This is a genomic window from Streptomyces sp. Ag82_O1-12, assembly GCF_900182715.1.
GTDB classification, from domain to species: Bacteria; Actinomycetota; Actinomycetes; order Streptomycetales; family Streptomycetaceae; genus Streptomyces; species Streptomyces massasporeus.
The window spans coordinates 2,416,180-2,436,186 of record NZ_FXUW01000001.1 but is presented as its reverse complement, the minus strand read 5'-3'; the positions used below and the strand labels follow the sequence as shown (position 1 = coordinate 2,436,186).

The 20,007-nt window shown below is 69.6% G+C and carries 12 protein-coding genes; 11 read left to right on the top strand and 1 reads right to left on the bottom strand.

What is annotated here, in order from left to right:
• Positions 1-218: 218 nt before the first annotated feature.
• The 4 genes from QOL88_RS11220 to QOL88_RS11205 are packed head-to-tail and all read left to right on the top strand — an operon-like array spanning position 219 to position 10,370.
• Positions 219-4,139: a DUF6079 family protein gene (locus tag QOL88_RS11220; RefSeq protein ID WP_097216299.1), complete on the top strand. Its 3,921-nt coding sequence runs from the start codon at positions 219-221 to the stop codon at positions 4,137-4,139.
• Entirely contained in the window at positions 4,139-6,904 is a 2,766-nt protein-coding gene (gene pglZ / locus QOL88_RS11215) for a BREX-2 system phosphatase PglZ (RefSeq protein ID WP_097216298.1), read from the top strand. The genes QOL88_RS11220 and pglZ overlap by 1 nt, the downstream gene beginning before the upstream one ends.
• 5 nt (positions 6,905-6,909) lie before the next feature.
• Complete coding sequence (brxD, locus tag QOL88_RS11210) at positions 6,910-8,241, top strand: BREX system ATP-binding protein BrxD (RefSeq protein WP_097222939.1); 1,332 nt, start codon at positions 6,910-6,912, stop codon at positions 8,239-8,241.
• The gene (locus tag QOL88_RS11205; RefSeq protein ID WP_097216297.1) at positions 8,238-10,370 is read left to right on the top strand and encodes a DEAD/DEAH box helicase; all 2,133 of its coding nucleotides are present in this window, start codon (positions 8,238-8,240) and stop codon (positions 10,368-10,370) included. The genes brxD and QOL88_RS11205 overlap by 4 nt, the downstream gene beginning before the upstream one ends.
• 110 nt (positions 10,371-10,480) lie before the next feature.
• On the opposite strand, the gene QOL88_RS11200 is transcribed toward QOL88_RS11205, so the two are convergent.
• On the bottom strand, positions 10,481-11,170 hold the full coding sequence (locus QOL88_RS11200; RefSeq protein WP_179878834.1) for a hypothetical protein: 690 nt from the start codon (positions 11,168-11,170) through the stop codon (positions 10,481-10,483).
• 97 nt (positions 11,171-11,267) lie between these two features.
• Between QOL88_RS11200 and QOL88_RS11195 the strand changes: the two genes are divergently transcribed.
• From QOL88_RS11195 to QOL88_RS11165, 7 genes are all read left to right on the top strand, one after another.
• Entirely contained in the window at positions 11,268-12,227 is a 960-nt protein-coding gene (locus tag QOL88_RS11195; RefSeq protein WP_179878833.1) for a GIY-YIG nuclease family protein, read from the top strand.
• A gap of 70 nt (positions 12,228-12,297) precedes the next feature.
• Entirely contained in the window at positions 12,298-14,127 is a 1,830-nt protein-coding gene (locus QOL88_RS11190; protein ID WP_097216294.1) for a DUF4357 domain-containing protein, read from the top strand.
• Complete coding sequence (locus tag QOL88_RS11185) at positions 14,124-15,350, top strand: McrC family protein (protein WP_097216293.1); 1,227 nt, start codon at positions 14,124-14,126, stop codon at positions 15,348-15,350. The genes QOL88_RS11190 and QOL88_RS11185 overlap by 4 nt, the downstream gene beginning before the upstream one ends.
• A gap of 501 nt (positions 15,351-15,851) precedes the next feature.
• Positions 15,852-16,871, top strand: coding sequence for a lytic transglycosylase domain-containing protein (locus QOL88_RS11180; RefSeq protein ID WP_097216292.1), 1,020 nt, complete (start codon positions 15,852-15,854; stop codon positions 16,869-16,871).
• A 54-nt stretch (positions 16,872-16,925) separates the two neighbouring features.
• A complete protein-coding gene (locus QOL88_RS11175) occupies positions 16,926-18,119 on the top strand; it encodes a sigma-70 family RNA polymerase sigma factor (protein ID WP_097216291.1) in 1,194 nt (397 codons plus the stop codon).
• Between the two features lie 188 nt (positions 18,120-18,307).
• On the top strand, positions 18,308-19,237 hold the full coding sequence (locus QOL88_RS11170; protein WP_097222938.1) for an ABC transporter ATP-binding protein: 930 nt from the start codon (positions 18,308-18,310) through the stop codon (positions 19,235-19,237).
• A complete protein-coding gene (locus QOL88_RS11165; RefSeq protein ID WP_033306010.1) occupies positions 19,234-20,004 on the top strand; it encodes an MlaE family ABC transporter permease in 771 nt (256 codons plus the stop codon). Before QOL88_RS11170 ends, QOL88_RS11165 begins: the two co-directional genes overlap by 4 nt.
• Positions 20,005-20,007 lie beyond the last annotated feature (3 nt).

The window sequence follows — 20,007 nt, the reverse complement described above, 5'->3', positions numbered from 1 at the left end:
ACAGGCCTGCACCCAGGTGAAAGTCACGGAGAGGTGCCTACTCGTCGCTTTGCGTGAGATATTCGTGTGCTCGAGTCGCGCAACGTGACACCGGTGTCACGGAACTTCCGTCTGACCTGGGCACAAGGCATGGCAAGACTGGCAAGATTGGATGTCGCGCGTGAGATCCGGGAGATCGCCGCGCCCCGACTGCTGCCGAGTGAGGGAACGAGAGCCGGATGCCCACCAGCGAACTCTTCCTGCGGGATGTCATCGACATCAAGGAAGACGTCCATGCCGGCGATTTCAAGGTCGAGCTGTCCGGCGGGTTCACCGAAACCGATGCCCGCGTCGCGGAGTACGTGGTCACCGAGCAGCTGCAAGGGGCCTTCCGCAGCGCGCTCGGGCTGGTCGGGGCGGCGGTCAGGTCGGGGAACTCGCACGCCGCCTACCTGCACGGTTCGTTCGGTGCCGGTAAGAGCCACTTCCTGACCGTGCTGCACGCCGTGCTGAACAACAGCGCGGCGGCCCGCTCCAAGCCGCGGCTTCAGGAGGTCATCGCCGAGCACGACGACTGGCTGCGCGACAGCACGTTCCTCATGGTGCCCTACCACCTCGTGGGCTCCACCGACCTGGACTCGGCCATCCTCGGCGGTTACGTGCACGCCGTGCGGTCCCTGGAAGGGAACAAGCCGACCCCCGCCGTCTACCGGGCCGACTCCGCGCTCGCGGACGCGCGCAGGCAGCGGGAGTTCCTCGCCGACGACGCCAAGTTCGTGCAGTGGCTCGGGGACGGGGCCGCCGCGGTGGCCCCTGGTGGCGGTGCCCTGGGCGCGGACGGCGATGACGACGACCTCGACATGCTGGACGCGGACGACGCCGCCCCGGCCGCCGGCAGCTGGACCTCCGCCGACCTGGACCGTGCCTTCGACGCGCCCGCCGGGGACCCGTACCGCGAGGCACTCGTCTCCGCCCTGCTCTCCGGGCCCATGGCGGCGTACGCGCAAGGAGCCCGCGGCGACAAGGACGCCTTCGTACCGCTGGAGAACGGGCTGTCGGTCATCTCCCGGCATGCCAAGTCCCTCGGCTACGACGGCATCGTGCTCTTCCTCGACGAGCTGATCCTCTGGCTCCAGGCGCACATGGGCGAGCAGGACTTCGTACGCGACCAGGTGCAGCGGCTGGTCAAGCTGATCGAGTCCGGCGACACCGACCGGCCCGTACCGATCGTGTCCTTCATCTCGCGTCAGCGCGACCTGTCGCAGCTCATCGGCTCCGATGTGGCGGGCGCCGAGGTGCAGAACCTGGAACAGCAGATCGAATATCTCGCCGGGCGTATCGACGTCGTCAATCTGGAGGACAGCAACCTCGTCGAGATCATCAAGCGCCGTGTGCTGGAACCGAAGCCAGGGATGGAATCGGCCCGCGACGAGGCCTTCACGCTCGTCGAGTCGTCCAAGGACGAGGTCCGGCAGGTGCTGCTCGACGCCCACGGGCGGACCGAGGCCAGCTGGGACGACTTCCGCACCCTGTACCCGCTCTCGCCCGCGCTGCTCAACGTCCTAGTGGACCTCTCCGGAGCGCTCCAGCGTGAACGCACCGGCCTCAAACTCGTCCAGGAACTGCTGCGGCGCCGACGCGACGACCTGAGGATGGGGGAGCTGATTCCGCTCGGCGATCTGTGGGACGTCATAGCGTCGGGCACCGGCGAGGCGTTCACCGCCAAGCTGCGCCGCGAGTCCGAGATCGCGCACCGCTTCCACGCGCGCGTACGGGCGCATCTGCTGGAGAAGTACGGGTCCGTCGACGATCCGCGCTACCGGCGGGACGACCGGCTCGTCAAAACGCTGCTGCTCGCCGCGCTCGCCCCCAACGTCCCGGCTCTGGCACGGCTGACCGGTGGGCGGCTCGCCGCCCTCAACCACGGCACGATCAGGGCCCGGGTGGGGTCGGCCGGATCGATCGCGGTGAAGGCGCTGCGAGACCTCCAGGCCCAGGGTTTCGGGGAGCTGAGGAGCGAGGGCGACGCCGACCCGGTGTTCCATCTGCACCTGTCCGACCTGGACGTCGAGCCGCTGCTCGAAGAGGTCCAGGGGGTCGCGGACAAGGGCGGACACCGGCGGCAGTGGGTCAAGGACCAGCTGTGGGCGGCCTTCGGTATCAAGGACACGCAGGCGTTCGTATGCGAGCGCGAGATCGTCTGGCGGGGCACCAAGCGGACCGCCGAGTTCGTCTTCGGGAACGTGCGGGATCCCCATCTGCCCGACGAGCAGTTCGAACCGCAGACGGACGGCAACATCCGTTTCGTGCTGGACTATCCCTTCGACGAGCCGCAGCGCTCGCCTATCGAGGACGTCCACCGGATCGAGGCCCTGAAGCGGTCGGGACGGTCCGGGAACACCATCGTCTGGCTGCCCGACTTCTTCTCCGAGCAGCGGGCACGGCAGCTCGGACGACTCCTGAAGATCAACTATCTGCTGGAGCGCGACCGCCTCGACGACGTCACCGCCACCCGCCCGACCGAGGAACGGATCCAGATCCGCCACCAGCTCAAGGCGCAGAGCGACAATCTCACCACCCAACTCTCCGCCGTACTCGAGCAGTTGTACGGGATCAGCAAGGCGGAGGCCGCGAACGTCGGAGCCGAGGTCCCGGCGGACCAGCACGTGTGGTCGCTGCGGCCCGGCTTCACGCGGCAGAAGCCCGAGCCCGGAATCGGCTTCGAGAAGAACCTCTACGCCCTCGCGGACGAGATGTTCGCCGTGCTCTACCCGAAGCACCCCGACTTCGACCCCGCCCTCACCCGCAAGCCGGTCACCCTGCGCGAGCTGAAGACGGCGCTCGAATGGATCGGCCGGGCCATGGAGAGCGGCGAGCGACGCATCGTCGTCGACAGCCACCAGCTGGCCATGGTGAAGAAGATCGTGCATCCGCTGGGACTGGGCGAGGTGTACGACGGTCCGCTGAACGTCAGCCGTGAGTGGCGGCTGCGGATCAACCAGAAAGCCGCCGACGCGCACGCCGGCACGGACCTGTCCGTCGAGGACATCCGCAGGTGGATCGGCCAGCTCGGGTTCACCGGCCTGGAGAAGAACGTCAGCAACCTGATCATCGCCACCTACGCACTGCTCGACGACCGGACGTGGGTGTACCAGACCTCACCGCTGCGGCAGGCGCCGGAGCTGGACAAGATCGGTCCCGGCTACGGACTGCGCGCCGTCGAGAAGCCGACCGACGAGGAGTTCGCGACCGCGCGTGAACGGGCCGGAAGGATCTTCGGGGTTCACGTACCGCCCGCGCTCATCGCACTGAACGTCGCCAAACTCGCCACCGGCGTGAAGGAAGTGGCCGAGAGGCATCGCGATGCCGTGAGCGGGGTCCGGTCCGTGCTGCAGAAGCGGGCCGGGGAACTGGGGCTGCAGGGCCCCCAGGGGGCGGACGCCCCGCGGATGAGGTCCATGAAGGCCGCGGCGGACCTCGTGGCCCGGCTCGGGCGCACCGACGACGCGGCCGTGGTGGTGCGCGAGCTCGCGGCGGTGGCGTACGACGTGACCGACCAGGAGATCGGGGCAGCCCTCAAGCAGGCCCCCGAGGTGCTGGCCGCGCTCGACGACACCAACTGGAAGCTGCTGGGCAGCGTACGCGGCTTCACCGGCCGGGACGACGGCGTGGGCGACCGGGCCGCACGGTTGATCCAGGTCATCGAGGAGACCGCGAACGACCACGAGCAGGCCCGCTCGCTCGTCCCCGTACTCGAACAGCTCCAGGACCGGGCACTGGCCCTCGTCAACGAAGTCGCACGCCTCGCGCAGGTCGCCCAGCCCGTGCCACCTCAGCCGCAACAACCACAGCCGACCGCCGGCGACATCAGCTTCACGGAACACGGGAAGCCGGTGATCCCGTCGGCGCCCGTCGTGCCGGAGGACACGCCCCAGCAGGTCGACGGTGGCGGGCGACCGGTCGACGTACCCGCTCACGCCGTACGCCCGGGGGCTCCGCATGTCGTCGAGCCCACTCGGCTCGAAGCGTCCCTCGCCGCCACGGTCGCCGATGTGGAGGAGGAGATCAGGTCGTACCTCGCCACCCATCCGGGCACCCGCATCCAGGTCACCTGGCGCCCCGTGCCCACCGGCGATCAGGAGAAGGAGACCGGACGCTGATGGGCGCCGCCCTGCCCCAGGTGGGCCGTCGCACCATCGAGGCTCTGCTCGCCACGCACGCCTCCGGGCTCGGAGACCGGCGTCTCGTCCTGGTGCACGGGCGCTACACGGCCGGCGCGCCCGAGGAGTTCACCGTGCGGGCGGGGGAGGAGACGCGGCGCGTCCGCGTCAGCCACCAGGCGTCCGTCCTGGGCATCCTCGAGGAGTGGACCAAGCACCGGGACAAGGCCGCCGGTGCGGACCTGCTCGTCGTCACCACCGGCGTCGACGACGGTCAGATCGGCTGGGACCTGCGCGGTCAGGCGGTACGGCGGCAGACGCTCACGGTGGAGAACGCCGAAATCGTCATGCAGCGCTTCGGAGCGGCCGGACTCGACCCGCGCATGTACGACGAAGGATGGCTGCTGGAGGCGCTGCTCGACGCCGAGCCGTCCCGGGGGTGGACACGCGCGGGCTCCGTCCTGACGCGGGACGCGGCGCTGCGCGCGCTGGTCGTGGCCCGGCTCGGGCTGGGCGACGGCGACGACGGGGCGGGCTCGGCGGCCGGGACCGCCGTCGATCTGGACGCCCTGCTCACCTGGTCCCGTACGCCCGCGGGGCCCTTGCGCTTCGTGGAACTGGAGCAGACCGAACGGGACGAGCTGAAGAAGTGGCTCGGTGAGACAACGGGGCCGGCCGCACCAGTTCTGATGTCCCTGGCGGAGACCGGGCGCGGGCAGGACGCGATGCCGCTCGGGCTGCTGGGAGCAGTTCTGCGCGACCAGACCGCGAGCCCCGACGTGGTGCTCGCCGTCGGCGGGTTGTTCGGCCAGGTGATGCCGCGCCGGACGGAACTGCAGTCCTTCACCGAGGCCGTCGAGGGCGCCCTCATCCGCTGGATCGGGGAGGCCCGGCACAACGCCGCCGCGCTGGATCGGGTTTCCGCCGTCCTCAAACGCGCAGACAAGCTCGCCGAGGACGCCGGACTCACCACCGCCCTCGAATCCAACCGCTTCCTGCCGTCCAGCTTCACGGCCCAGCTGCGGCACGTGACGGCAGCGGCCCGCACCTCCCCGGAAGCCGGGGAAGCGGCCCTGGCCGAGCTGAAGGCCCACATGCTGGCCCGGCTGAACGCGGACCGCGTCGGCGTGGCCGAGATGGCCGTACGAATCGCCCGCTGGCTGGCCCTTCCGCGGCCCTCGGTGGCGTCGGTGGCGGCCGGAGTACGGGGCCAGGCAGGGGAGTGGGGCTGGGCGGACCGGGCGCTCGCCGTTCTGTGGGCCGGCGACCCCGAGGGTGACGCCGCCGCGGGCGAGGACCTCCGTGCGCTGTACGAGGCGGCTAGGGAGCGGCGCGAACGGCTGGACGAGGAGTTCGCCCGGCGGCTGGCCTCCTGGACGCCGAATGCCACCGCGCTCCACCCCGGCGGCTGCCTGGTCGTCGAGAACGTACTGGCCGAAGCCGTCAGGCCGCTGGCCGGCGATACGGCTCCGCTCGTCCTGGTGCTGGACGGCATGAGCTGCGCCGTCGCCGCGCAACTGGGCGAGGAGGCCGAGCGCGAGGGCTGGACCGAGGCCGTGCCCGGCAAGGCGGGCTCGGAAGAAGAGCCGCGGCGGATGGCCGCGGTGTCCATGCTGCCCTCGGTCACCGAGGTCAGTCGTGCCTCCCTGCTCACCGGAACGGCGGTCAAGGGCGGGCAGGCGAAGGAGAGTTCGGGATTCGCCGCCTTCTGGAAGCAGCGGCGACTCGACGCGCTGCTCTTCCACAAGGCAGGGATAGAGGGAGGAGCGGGAAGGTTCCTCTCCGAGGAGATCATGGCCGCGCTCGCCTCGGATGCGGTCGTCGGCGTCGTACTGAACACCATCGACGACGCCCTCGACAAGGGACAGCAGGGGCGGCGTACCCAGTGGAGCCTGGGTGACGTCACCTACCTGCGGGAACTGCTGTCGGCGGCCAAGGGGTACGGGCGCCCGGTCGTGCTCGTCGCGGACCACGGCCATGTGCTGGAGCGGGGTGCGAGCCAAGGACCTGTGGGTGATGAGGGCGCGGGGCCCGGCTCGGCCCGATGGCGTACGGGCGCGGCGAAGGACGGCGAGGTCCAGCTGTCGGGGCCGCGTGTCCTGGAGGGTGGCGGCACCATCGTCGCGCCCTGGCGGGAGGACATCCGCTACACCGGCCGCCGGGCCGGGTACCACGGCGGAGCCGCGCTCGCGGAGGTCACGGTGCCGCTGCTCGTCCTGGTGCCCGACCGCGACCTGGTGCCGAAGGGGTGGGAGGCCCTGCCCCGGGAGCAGGCCGTCCCCCGGTGGTGGGCCCCCTGCAAGGGCGGGCGGCCCGAGGCCGTGGCAGCGCAGGAGCCACCACACAAACCGAAGCGGGGAAAGCCGAAGGAGCAGCACGCGGGCGAAGGGCTCTTCGCCGCCGCCGACGTCGTAGTGCCGGCCGCGGACGGAGCCGCCCCTGCCACCCTGGGCGAGCGAGTGGTCGCCAGCGAGGTGTACGAGGCGCAGAAGGAGTACGTCCGCAAGGCTCCCGAGAGCAAGGTCGTGGCGGCCGTCATCGACGCGCTGGCCGGGGCGGGCGGCACCATGTCACCGGCCGCGCTCGCCGGCGCCATCTCGGCGACCGGGCGGGTGCGGCGCAACATCGACGGGTTCATCGCCACCGTGCAGCGGCTGCTCAACATCGAGGGCTACCCGGTCCTCGGCTTCATCGACGCCGGGCACACGGTGAAACTCGATGTGACCCTGCTGCGCGACCAGTTTTTCCCGAAGGAGCCGACGTGACGCCGATGACGCCGTCGCCCGACGTGAGCGCGGTCCGGCGGCGGGAGGTCGTCGACGCACTGCGCCGGGGCACCGTGCCGCACTCCGGGCTCGACCTCTTCGCGGTCGGCCTCGACCGGTTCACCGGCGCCCTCGACGAGGACGTGGCCACGGTGGCGCGGGGCGGGGCAGCCTTCCACGCCATCCGCGGCGAGTACGGCTCCGGCAAGACCTTCTTCGCACGCTGGCTCGCCGAGCGGGCCAAGCGCGCCGGGCTCGCCACGGCCGAGGTACAGATCTCCGAGACGGAGACGCCTCTGCACCGGCTGGAGACGGTGTACCGCCGGCTCACCGAGCGGCTGTCCACGGCCACCCACCAACCGAGTGCACTGCGCGCGATCGTCGACTCCTGGTTCTACACGCTGGAGGAGGAGGTCCTCGACAACGGGGACGTGGACGAGGAGGACGAAGCGGCGCTGGGCGAAGCGGTCGACGAGCTGATGGAACGTCGGCTCGCCGAAGTGGCCCGCACCACACCGGCGTTCGCCGCGGCCCTGCGGGGGTACCGGCGCGCGGTCGCGGCCGACGACGCGGTGACCGCGGAAGCCCTCATCGCCTGGCTCGGCGGTCAGAAGTCCGTTGCCGCGTCAGCACGCCGGGCCGCCGGGGTACGGGGCGACCTCGACCACTTCGCGGCGCTCGGCTTCCTGCAGGGGCTGCTCACCGTGCTGCGAGACTGCGGCCACCCCGGTCTGCTGCTCGTCCTCGACGAGATCGAGACCCTTCAGCGGGTGCGCGGTGACGTGCGGGAGAAGGGACTCAACGCACTGCGGCAGCTTCTCGACGAGATCGATGCGGGACGCTTCCCGGGATTGTTCCTCGTCATCACGGGAACGCCGGCCTTCTACGACGGTCAGCAGGGCGCGCAGCGGCTTCCCCCGCTCGCGCAGCGGCTGGCGACCGACTTCACCACCGACCCGCGCTTCGACTCGCCGCGGGCGGTCCAACTGCGGCTCGCCGGCTTCGACCTGGAACGGCTCGGCGAGTTGGGCAGGCGGGTGCGTGATCTGTACGCGGGCGCCGCCCGGCATCCGGAACGCGTCAAGCAGCAAGTGGACGACACGTATCTCATGGAACTCGCCACCGCCGTCACCGGCGGACTCGGAGGCAAGGTCGGAGTCGCGCCCCGCGTCTTCCTGCGCAAACTCGTCGCCGATGTGCTCGACCGGGTGGACGAGTTCCAGGATTTCGATCCACGCAAGCACTACGCGCTTACCATTACGGACGGCGAGCTGACCGAAGTGGAACGCAATGCGGCGGCCGCACGCGCGGACGACATCGACCTGGAGATGCCGTGAGCGGCATCGACGATCTCGAACCCGCGCTCGTCCACCACATCGTCAACACGCTCGGCTGGCCCGGACTGCGCCCCCTGCAGGAGGAGGCCATCGGGCCGCTGCTCGCGGGCGACGACGCGATCCTTCTGGCGCCCACCGCCGGAGGCAAGACGGAGGCCGCGTCGTTTCCGCTGCTGTCGAAGATGACGCAGCGGAAGTGGTCGGGGACGTCCGTCCTGTACGTGTGTCCGCTCAAGGCGCTACTCAACAACCTGCTGCCCCGGCTGGAGACGTACGCCTCGTGGCTTGGACGCACGGCCGCCCTGTGGCACGGGGACGTCACCTCCGGCACGCGGAAGCGGATCCTGGCCGCGCGGCCCGACATCCTGCTCACCACACCGGAGTCGCTGGAGGCGATGCTGGTGAGCGCGAATGTCGATCACACGTCCTTCTTCTCCGGACTGCGCACCGTGGTCGTCGACGAGGTGCACGCCTTCGCCGGGGACGACCGGGGCTGGCATCTGCTCGCGGTCCTGGAGCGGCTGCAGCGCGTCGCCGGGCGACCCGTGCAGCGCGTCGGGCTGTCCGCCACGGTCGGCAACCCTGAGGAGCTGTTGCTGTGGCTTCAGGGATCCGGAGTGGGGAAGCAGCCGTCCGTGGTGGTGGCACCGCATCTGGCCGACCCGCAGCCGGCGACACCGGGAGCGGTGTCGCCGCCCCCGGCGGACATCCAGCTCGACTATGTGGGTTCCGTCGACAACGCCGCCACCGTGATCGCGGCCCTGCACCGCGGCGAGAAACGGCTCGTCTTCTGCGAGTCCCGTCGGCTCGTCGAGGAGCTGGGCGAGAAGCTGCGAGCCAAGGGCGTGACGACCTTCCTCTCCCACGCCTCCCTTTCGGTCGACGAACGCCGTCGCGCGGAACAGGCATTCGCAGAAGCCCGCGACTGCGTCATCGTCTCCACGAGCACCCTCGAACTCGGCATCGACGTCGGGGATCTGGACCGGGTCATCCAGATCGACGCCCCGCTCACCGTCGCCTCCTTCCTGCAACGGCTCGGCCGCACCGGACGCAGGCCCGGGGCATCACGCAACTGCCTGTTCCTCGCGCTGGACCGCGATGGACTCCTCGGCGCCGCGGCCCTTCTCCTGCAGTGGTCGCGCGGCTGGGTGGAGCCTGTCGTCGCCCCGCCGGAGCCGCGGCACATCGTGGCCCAACAGCTTCTCGCGCTGTGCCTGCAGGAACCGCAGGTCGGGGACCGTCTCTGGCAGGAGTGGTGGAATGGCCTCGGCCCGTTCGGCCAGTCCGCCGAGCCGATCGTCCGGCACCTGGTCGACAACGGCTACCTGAACCAGGACGGCGGACTCCTGTTCATCGGCCCCGAGGCGGAACGGCGCTTCGGGCACCGGCACTTCATGAGCCTCACGGCGGTCTTCACCGCGCCTCCCCAGTTCACCGTGCTGCAAGGCCGCCGGGAGATCGGCAGGACCGATCCGAGCCTTCTCACCGAACGGACCGACGGACCAAGGCGGTTGCTCCTGGCCGGGCGGAGCTGGCAGGTCACGTACATCGACTGGAAGCGCAAGCGGTGCTTCGTCGAACCCGTCGACGGCGGCGGCAGAGCGAAGTGGAGCGGTGCCGGGCTCGACTTCGGCATCTCCTTCGAACTCACCCGCGCGGTACGAGAAGTGCTCCTCGGGGCGAACCCGCCGGTGGACCTCACGGCGCGAGCGGAGAAGTACCTGGTCGAAGCACGGGAGCACTTCATGGAAGCGGTGCACCCCGGAGGCACGGTGATCACCCGCGGTTCCGGAGGATACGTGAGGTGGTGGACATGGGCCGGCCATCGGGCGAACGCCACACTCGCAGCGACGCTCGCCGAGGTCGCCATACCTGCCCAGCAGATCAACGACTGCTGGATCCGGCTGCGTGAGGACCTCAGCCCTGACACCTGGAAACAGGTTTCGGTCACCGCCTCGGACCATCTGTGCCTGCCGGAGGTCGACGAGCGGGCGGTCAAAGGACTGAAGTTCGCGGATGCACTGCCGCCCAGGCTCGCCGAATCGACGCTGGCAAGGCGGCTGGCAGATCTGGAGCCGGCAACGCGAGTGCTCTCCGAACCTGTGCGCTTCATTGTGTGTCCACGATGAGTACCGCCCGGGACCTGTGTCAGGGCGTCAGTCTCGGGGCCACGTTATTAGCGAGCCTCACACGAATTGGCCGATGCCGTATTCGGCCGAGCGCGGCTGCCGACTGCCGCCTACCTCCCGAGGTCGTGCTGCCGCTGATCCAGGCACCTCAGCCACAGAGCATGAGCCGCCCGTGCTTCACGCAGCGACTCCTGTGCAAACCGCTCGTGCGCGAAGCCGGTTCTTGCCGCCTGTTGCACGACGGTGACCAGATGTTCGGCCACAGCTGAGACTCGTTCCCTGTGTGCCTTCTGCAGTTGCGGTGCGAGCTCCGCCCCACGGTCGGCCATCGCCAGAAGATCCTCGTACTCCGCATCGTCGCCGTACGTGGATGGCACCGAGCGAAGATCGATCTCGCGGAGCCGGGACACGTCCGTCGGCGGCGTGTCGTCCTCGAGGGCCGCCTCGCGGCCCAGAATCCGATTCAGCAGACGCAGCGTCGCCACCGACTGACGTACCTCCCCGGCGATCACGTCGAGAGCCGTCAGTTCCGCTGCGACCTCTTCCCGGGCCTCCCGAATGAGCAGGTGCCGAAGGTGGGCCGCGGCATCTTCACCGCGGGCACCGGCCTCATCGATCACGCGGTCGCAGGCGTTCAGTTCGGCGAATGCCCGCTCCGCCGTGTCGACCGAGGCTCTCAGCATGCCCGCCGTGTCCTCGTCGAAGAGGCCCACCGCACCCCGAAGTTCGGCCACCGTGATGGGTACCGCCTCCAGCAAGTCCTCGATGCGAGGCCCGCCGGCGGGCAGCCTGCTGTCCATGTTTTCGTTCCCCCTCGTTCTGCGGCCACTTACGAGACGCGGCCGAATATGTGCGAACCGTGAACATCGCGTCACACGCACACGTCAGAATATGCGTGTGATCACACACGGCACTGGCTTCGTCTACGTCATGCGGAATCCTGCGATGCCCGACATGGTGAAGATCGGCCTCACCACTCTGCTACCGGAGGAACGCGCGGCGAAGATATCCAGCCACGAGGGCGTACCACTGCCGTTCGAGGTCCTCTTCCGGGCGCTGACCATGCGTTGGTCCAAGGTTGAGAAGCTTGTTCATCAGCGCCTGAGCAGACAGCGGGTCAACCCTCGGCGGGAGTACTTCTCCGTGTCCGCCGACATCGCCGTGGCGACCGTCCGTGAGTGCGTGCTGGAGGTCAACGGCAACCACGCCTGGGAGGTCGGGGAGATCCATCCCATCGGCGGTGAGGACCGCATCACGCTCTCCCTGGAGGCGGGCGAGGTCTTCGTCCTGCTGGCCCAGCCGTCGTTGTTCGGCGATGGCGGGTGGGAGCCGCTCGACTTCTGGCAGGCGCACGCCGACGGCGACCAGTTCGAGATCTGTGCTGTGGACGGTCCGGATGAGACAGCCGGGTTCAGCGATGGTGACGTCGGCGGTGATGACGACCCCGTGCCCCATCTCGACGCCGTGGGGAACGTCGCCAACGGAGCACTCATCGGCCGTGAGCGCCTCGCGCCGGGGGACCGCATCCTGTGGATGAGGGATGGGGAGCAGCCGGCGGCGTGCAGAGGCGTGCTCTTCGAGGCCCGTGAGTACTGCCAGATAGCGTGCCGCACTTGGAACCCACAGGTGAACTCGGTCGGGATGCCTCTAATCCTCAACTACCTTGAGCGCGACCCTTCGCCCGCCATGGTTGCTGTCTCCCGGCTGGCCCTCCGCCTCCCCGGCCCGCGCACCTGGGCGCCGCGCCCAACGCCCCGCGAGGAGCTGTCCCTCCCCCTACCCGGCCCCGAACGCTGGCTCCCCCAGCTCAGGCCGAAGAAGGACCGCCCTCCCCGTCGGGGCAAGCGTTCAGCCTGACCAGCGTGGCTGTCACTGCCCCCACATAGGCTGCTGTACGACGTGAGCTGCAGGACATACGAGGAGACCGATGACCGACGCATACCCGGCGCTCTACCTGAGACTGCCGAGAGGTGGGCCGGAGGCTCGGGGTCGGCTGCTGGGGGAGAAGGGCGCCAGCGGGAGTCAGAGGTTCGTCATCGCGGCGGGGTCTCCAGCCCAGACCAAGGTGGTTCCCTCGTTTGCGGCACGCAAGCCGACGTCGTACCGCACACGACAGCAACTCATCTCGCAGGGACTGCTGCGGCATTCCGAGAGGTGGCCGGGATACCTGGAGGCGGCCTGGGACATCGAGTGCACCTCGCCCTCGGCTGCCGCCGAAATCCTACGAGGCTGCAGTGTCAATGGCTGGGGCGAGTGGAAATCGGCCGATGGGCAACCACTCGCCCACCTCGATCACATGTCGACTGCGCCCAACCGTGCGTGGCTCATCCGCGGCTCAAACGTCACCGGCGTCAATCTTGTTCAGCGGTTGTGGCTCGCCGAAGGATTGGTCACCGTCGCGGCCACCAGGTTGCGGCTGGGCGTCGAAGCGAACCCGGACTGGAACCTGCTGCGCACCCTCGTAGAGGAGGACTACGAGTCGGCGGCCACGTACAACCAGAAGCAGGAACTCGTCGAGGCGCTGCACGTCTTCCTTACCCGGATGAAGCCCGACGACACGGTGTGCGCGCGCTCCGACGGGCGGCTGTACGTCGGCAAGGTCACTGGAGCCGCCGAGCAGATTGCTTCTGAGGACGGGCGGTCCAATCTGCGGCGGCCCGTCGACTGGCAGGACACCAGTTATGAGTGGGAGGAACTGCCCGAGGAACTCCAGCAGAAGCTGTCGGTCCAGCACGATGTCGTCGACCTCACGGCCGTACAAGCCCTCATAGACGGGCTGGGGCTGACCGATGAGCAACTGGCCGACGAGGCCGAGGCCACCGTGAGCGACCCGAGCGCAGAACTGCCGGCCCAAACCGCCCGTCGGAAGCTGGAACTTCCCGCCCCGGATCAGGCGCTGACGGACCGTCTCAACGTGCACAGTGTCTCGTGGCTGAGCGAAGTGCGGGACCTGCTGTGGGACGAGAAGCAGCTCGTGTTCTACGGGCCGCCTGGAACGGGCAAGACCCATCTCGCTCTGGAACTTGCCGAGTTCCTCGGCGGTGGCCCCGAACAGGTCAAACTGGTGCAGTTCCATCCCTCCTATTCCTACGAAGACTTCTTCGAGGGCTACCGTCCCAAGGAGGACCCGAAGACCAAGGAGGTCGCCTTCCGTCTCACTGCCGGGCCGCTGCGCGAACTCGCGGACCGCGCGGACAAGGAGGGCAACCGGCACATTCCCCACTTTTTGATCATCGACGAGATCAACCGGGCCAACCTGGCGAAGGTCTTCGGAGAGCTGTACTTCCTGCTGGAATACCGGCGCCAGACACTGCGGCTCACCTACTCTGGTGACGACTTCTCCCTGCCGGACAACCTCTTCGTCATCGGCACCATGAACACCGCAGACCGCTCCATCGCGCTTGTGGACGCGGCCATGCGGCGCCGTTTCGCGTTCGTCGAACTCTCCCCACGCACCGAACCGACGAGAGGCCTGCTGCGTCGCTGGCTGGCGGGGACGGAGAGGGACGCGGAGCGGGCCGAGCTGCTGGACGAGCTCAACTCCCGTATCGAAGATGTGGACTTCCAGATCGGGCCGGCGTACCTGATGAAGCCCGGGGTGGACCGGGAGGGCGGTCTGGAACGCACCTGGCGCACCAAGATTCTTCCGCTGCTGGAGGAACACCACTACGGAGAGGGCGTGAAGATCGAGAAGCGGTACGGGCTCGCGTCCCTGCGTGCGACGCTGGCGGTCCGCGGAGACGAGCCTGTCACGTGAGTGCCGTCGCCGTGCCCGTCGAACTCATCGAGCATGCGCGGGCGGTGCGTCGCCCCCTTCCCGAGGCGGTGGGCCGGGCCCTCGCCGCCTCGCGTATCGTCGAGGCCGCGCCCGACCCGTACGTGGCCGGTCACTGGTGCCTGAAGGCCGGCAGCAAGGTGGGGGCCGTGTCCGTGACTGTGCCCGGCGCGGGACCGGTCACGGTACGGATCACCCCCAAAGTGCCGATGGCCCGGCTGTTTTTCCTGCTGGGCTACAGCCTCGATCCCCGCGGCTGGCAGGACGGCCAGGTGGATGTGGCCGAACATCGGGAGGTGCTGCCCGCGCTGGCGCACGCATTCGAGCGTCAGGTGGAGGGCGCGCTCCGAGCAGGGTTGATCCAGGGATACCGGACGTTTGAGGACACCGCTCTCGTCGTTCGGGGTCGCATCCGCGAGGCCGAGCAGGTCCGCAAACGGTTTGGCGCCGCGCTGCCCGTCGAGATCGCCTACGACGAGTTCACCACCGACATCCCCGAGAACCGGCTGCTGCGCGCCGCCACTGAACGGCTGCTGCGTCTGCCCGGCGTTCCGCGTCCCGTACGGGCCCGGCTGCTGCATCAACGGATCCGGCTCGCGGACGTCTCTCCGCTCGTACGCGGGCAGAGGCTCCCCGAGTGGCGTCCCTCCCGGCTCAATGCGCGCTACCAGCACGCGCTTCATCTGGCGGGGGCGATCCTCGACGGCGCTTCGGCCGAGCACCGTCCAGGCGGTCTGCGGATCGACGGGTTCCTCTTCGACATGAACAAGGTATTCGAGGACTTTGTCTGCGTCGCCCTGCGCGAAGCGCTGTATCCGTACGGCGGGCGCGGCGTGCTCCAAGCCAAGGGCGTGCACCTCGACGAGGAGGAACGCGTCCGTATGCAACCGGACTTCGTTTGGTACGGCGACGGGAACCCGGGCCGTCCTCTCGCTGTCGTCGACGCCAAGTACAAGGTGGAGAACAAGTACGGCTATCCGGGCGCCGACCTGTATCAGATGCTGGCGTACTGCACCGCGCTTGGACTCCCCGCAGGTCATCTCGTGTACGCGAAGGGCAACGCCGCGCACGCCGGTCATCGCGTTCGCGAGGCGGGGATCGTTCTGCACCAGCACGCCCTCGACCTCGACCAGTCGCCGGAGGGCCTCCTGACCGAAGTAAGTGAATTGGCTAAGGAGATGGCCGCGACCGCGCATGGATGTTGACAGCGGGCGACCACTGTCTGTGACCAACGTGAAGATTGTGGAATACCTGGCGATGCCCAGGTTCCAGCAGCTGACGGTGCCGAACCGTACTCCGACCACGGCGTGCACTCACGCAATGACGGTTTGGATGCCGCGGACCGACTGACCCAGAAGCGAACAGATCCATGCTGGACGGTTTGGCGCCGGGGCAGGGACTTTGTGCTTACGGGGCGAGACGGGACGCATCCGCTTGCCTAACCACCAAAGTAGTCGCGTTGGTAGGCGTTACGTCCGTCTGCGCAGGTCATAGCGCTGTGATGATTCTTCCTGGCGTACAGCCCGACTCGTCTGCCGCCTATCCGCACCCCGCTGTCACGGACGCCGCGACGTGCGTGAAACCCCGCGACGGACCAACCCCCCTCCCCCGTAGAGCAGACGACAGGAAGCTCACAGGGAGGGGAACAGGACGTGGCAGGGCACAGGGGCAGACGCGTCAGGGGTACGGCGGCCGCGGTGGTGGCGATGGCGGCGCTCACCGCGTCCCAGGCACCGGGGGCCGTCCCGGCGCGGGCAGCCGCACCGGCGCGCGGTCAGGCACCTGCCGAGGACGGACCCAGCGTGTCCGGTGACGCGTCGTACCGGACCGAGCTGCCGCCGCTGCGGACCGGGAAGCCCACGGGCGGCGGGGCGGCGGAGGAGGTGGGCGGTGCGCTGCCGGCGAGCGTGTTCGCCGCCTATCGGCGGGCCGAGGACCGCCTCGCGCGCGAGGCGCCCGGCTGCCGGTTGCGCTGGCAGCTGCTGGCGGCGATCGGGCAGGTGGAGTCGGGGCAGGCGCGGGGCGGAAGGGTGACGTCGGACGGTACGACCGTGGCGCCGATCCTCGGCCCGCGGCTGGACGGCGTGGCCTTCGCGCTGATCCGGGACACCGACGGCGGTGTCCACGACGGGGACACGGCGTACGACCGTGCGGTCGGGCCGATGCAGTTCATCCCGTCGACCTGGGCCCGCTGGGGCGCGGACGGCAACGGCGACGGGCGTTCGGATCCGAACAACGTCTTCGACGCGGCACTCGCCGCCGGACGGTATCTGTGTGCGGGCGGGCGGGATCTTTCCGTTCCCGCCGCGCTGGACCGGGCGATCCTGGGCTACAACCACTCGGCGGCCTATTTGCGCACGGTCCGGGCCTGGTACGCGTACTTCCTGGAGGGGCACCGGGTGGTGCCGGACCGCTCCCCCGGGTCCTCCTCCGCGTGCCCTGAGCCGTCACGATCGCCCTCGAAGCCGGAACGATCCGCACCCACCCCTTCCGGCCGTCCGACCGGCATCCCGTCCCGTCCGTCGTCGGCCCCCGCCTCACCGGCCTCCACCCCGTCCCGTCCGGCCGCCGAGCCCCCGGAGACGGAAGAGCCGCAACTCGCCGTCCCTGCCCCGGACATGGAGCTCCCCGGCGACGACCTGCTGCCCAGCGGCGCCCCGCTCACCAGTAACAGCGCGGACTCGATGGCCGTCTCCCCCTCCACAACCGCCGATACTGGGCGGTAATGTCGCCCACCGCCGGACAGCACGAGACCGGTGGGTGAGCGCGAAGGGGCCCTCATGGCGACGGACACGCCTGCGGACATGCCCGCAGAGACACCTGCGGAGGTGACCGCGGCCGACGAGCGGTGGCGGCGTATGTGGAGCCACCGCGAGCACCTGCTCAGGGTGGCCCGGCGCAGGTCGATGAGCCCGGAGGACGCCGAGGACGCGGTGCATGAGGCGATGCTGCGCGCCGCCGAGCGGCCCGACCTGGACGAGGAACGGCTCGCGGCCTGGCTGACGACGGTGACGATGCGGCTGTGCGTCGACCGGTACCGGCAGGTGAACCGCGAGGCCGAGGTGCGTACCAGCCCGACGCTCATCGCCCCGGGTCCGGTTCCCGTCGAGGATGCGGTGTGCGACCGGGCCGAGGCGAAGTGGCTGGCGGTGCGCAGTGGTGAGCTGCCCGCGCGGCAGGCCGAGGCGCTGCGGCTGAAGTCGCAGGACCTGGACGTCGGCCAGGTCGCCGTCCGGATGGGACTGAGCTACCGGACCGTCGAGTCGCTGCTGGCCCGGGCCCGGCGATCGCTGCGGCAGTCGCTGGCCGCCACGCTCGGGTTCGCGCTGTTCCTGATCGGGTGGGGGCGGCCGCGCGGGGTCGGCAGGGCACAGGCCGTGGCGGTCGCCTCGACGGCGGCGTCCCTGGCGGTGGCGGGGTTCGTGCTGCCGTACGCCCTCGACGGCGGTGGAGGTGGGGGTGAGGGTGGCGCGGCGCCTCGGACCGCGGTCGCCTCGCCGGACGCGGAGACGTTGCGGACGGACGGCGGTGGCGAGGGCCGTACGCCTCGGGGGACCGAGCCCCCGACTGCGGCAGCCGAGCGCGGAGCGGCCGGGGCTTCCGTCGGCGAATCGTTCCTCCCGCTGTCCGTGCCGACGCTTCCGGAAGTCCCGGTCGTCGCGCAGGTCCCGGAGGTCCCGGACCTTCCGGAGGTCCCGGCGGCCCCGCTGCCCGGGCTGTCCGCGCCGGAGGTCCCGCAGGTGCCCGACGTCCCCGACCTGCCGGTGGAGCCCTCCGCCGTGTCGACGGACGTGGCGGACACGGCGGATATGGCGGACACGGCCGTCCCGGAAGCTCCTGAGGCTTCCGACGCACCGTCCATCTCGTTCCCCGAGCCCACGGCGAGCCCGCTTCCGGAGCGCTGCCAGGAAACCCACCCGGGTAGCGCCGCCCGGCAACCGCCCGCAAGCACCGTCCGGCAGCGCTGCCCGTAAACCGACCCGAAGGCGCCGCCCGCAAGTACCGTCCGGCAGCACCGCCCGGAAACCCACCCGAAAGCACCGCCCGGAAACCCGCCCGAAAAAAATCGGCCACACGAGCGACGGACGCCCAGCCCCTCCCCGTAGAGCAGATGTCAGAGCTGCTCCAGGAGCACTGCTCCATGGGCTGAAGGGTGGACCGGATGGGTGTCGAGATCTGTGTGGAAGGGCTGACCAAGTCCTTCGGCCACCAGGTCATCTGGCAGGACGTCTCGCTGACGCTGCCCGCCGGGGAGGTCTCGGTCATGCTCGGCCCCTCGGGCACGGGCAAGTCGGTCTTCCTCAAGACGCTCGTCGGACTGCTGAAGCCGGAGCGCGGCTCCATCACGATCCAGGGCCGGGACATCACCAAGCTCCGCGAGCACGACCTGTACGAGGTGCGCAAGCTCTTCGGCGTGCTGTTCCAGGACGGCGCGCTGTTCGGCTCGATGAACCTGTACGACAACATCGCCTTCCCGCTGCGCGAGCACACCCGCAAGTCCGAGAGCGACATCCGGCGCATCGTGCTGGAGAAGATGGACATGGTCGGGCTGATCGGGGCGGAAGGGAAGCTGCCCGGTGAGATCTCCGGCGGGATGCGCAAGCGCGCCGGGCTGGCCCGGGCCCTCGTCCTGGACCCGGAGATCATCCTGTTCGACGAACCCGACTCGGGCCTGGACCCGGTCCGCGTCGCCTACCTCAACCAGCTCATCGTCGACCTCAACGCCCAGATCGACGCGACCTTCCTGATCGTCACGCACGACATCGCCTCGGCCCGCCAGGTGCCGGACAACATCGGGCTGCTGTTCCGCCGCGAGCTGGTGATGTTCGGGCCGCGAGAAGAGCTGCTGACCAGCGACGAGCCCGTCGTACGGCAGTTCCTGAACGGCCGGATGCAGGGCCCGATCGGCATGGCGGAGGAGAAGGACGCGGCGCAGGTCGAGCAGGAGCTCGCGCAGATCGACGACAGCGCGCGCGGGCAGGAGCTGACTCCCCGCCTGCTGCCGGGACCGGGCATCACCCGGCCGCCCCGCTGGCAGGCGATCGCACGGCGCGAGGCCCAGCTCGACCAGAAGGAGGTGGCCGGCGCATGAGCCTGTCACCGGCCGGAGCGCTGCGGCACTCCGGCAGCCTCTTCGCGATGGCGCTGGACGTCGTCCGGACGATCCCCCGACGGCCCTTCCAGGCACGGGAGTTCATCCAGCAGGCGTGGTTCGTCGCGAGCGTGACGATCCTGCCGACGGCCCTGGTCTCCATCCCCTTCGGGGCGGTCATCGCGCTGCAGATCGGCAGCCTGACCCGGCAGTTGGGCGCCCAGTCCTTCGCCGGAGCGGCCTCCGTGCTCGCCGTGCTGCGTGAGGCCTCGCCGATCGTCACCGCGTTGCTGATCGCGGGCGCCGGCGGCACGGCGATCTGCGCCGACCTCGGGGCGCGGAAGATCCGCGACGAGATCGACGCGATGCAGGTGCTGGGCATCGACCCCATCCACCGGCTGGTCGTTCCCCGCGTGCTGGCGTCGATGCTGGTGGCGGTGCTGCTCAACGGCCTGGTGTCGGTGGTCGGCGTGGCGGGCGGCTACTTCTTCAACGTCGTCCTCCAGAACGGCACTCCCGGCGCCTACCTGGCCTCCTTCACCACGCTCGCCCAGCTCTCCGACCTGTGGGCGGCCGAGGTCAAGGCGCTGGTGTTCGGTGCGATCGCCGGGATCGTCGCCTCCTACAAGGGGCTGACCGCGAAGGGGGGACCCAAGGGTGTGGGCGACGCGGTGAACCAGTCGGTGGTGATCACCTTCATGTTGCTGTTCGTGACGAACTTCGTGATGACCGCCGTGTACTTCCAAGTCGTTCCGCAGAGGGGCTGAGGC

What these genes read in the sequence shown, in the direction of transcription:
- brxD (WP_097222939.1), top strand. Translation starts at nt 6,910, where the DNA reads ATGACGCCGTCGCCCGACGTGAGCGCGGTCCGGCGGCGGGAGGTCGTC.
- pglZ (WP_097216298.1), top strand. Translation starts at nt 4,139, where the DNA reads ATGGGCGCCGCCCTGCCCCAGGTGGGCCGTCGCACCATCGAGGCTCTG.
- QOL88_RS11175 (WP_097216291.1), top strand. Translation starts at nt 16,926, where the DNA reads ATGGCGACGGACACGCCTGCGGACATGCCCGCAGAGACACCTGCGGAG.
- QOL88_RS11165 (WP_033306010.1), top strand. Translation starts at nt 19,234, where the DNA reads ATGAGCCTGTCACCGGCCGGAGCGCTGCGGCACTCCGGCAGCCTCTTC.
- QOL88_RS11220 (WP_097216299.1), top strand. Translation starts at nt 219, where the DNA reads ATGCCCACCAGCGAACTCTTCCTGCGGGATGTCATCGACATCAAGGAA.
- QOL88_RS11170 (WP_097222938.1), top strand. Translation starts at nt 18,308, where the DNA reads ATGGGTGTCGAGATCTGTGTGGAAGGGCTGACCAAGTCCTTCGGCCAC.
- QOL88_RS11200 (WP_179878834.1), bottom strand. Translation starts at nt 11,170, where the DNA reads ATGGACAGCAGGCTGCCCGCCGGCGGGCCTCGCATCGAGGACTTGCTG.
- QOL88_RS11190 (WP_097216294.1), top strand. Translation starts at nt 12,298, where the DNA reads ATGACCGACGCATACCCGGCGCTCTACCTGAGACTGCCGAGAGGTGGG.
- QOL88_RS11180 (WP_097216292.1), top strand. Translation starts at nt 15,852, where the DNA reads ATGGCGGCGCTCACCGCGTCCCAGGCACCGGGGGCCGTCCCGGCGCGG.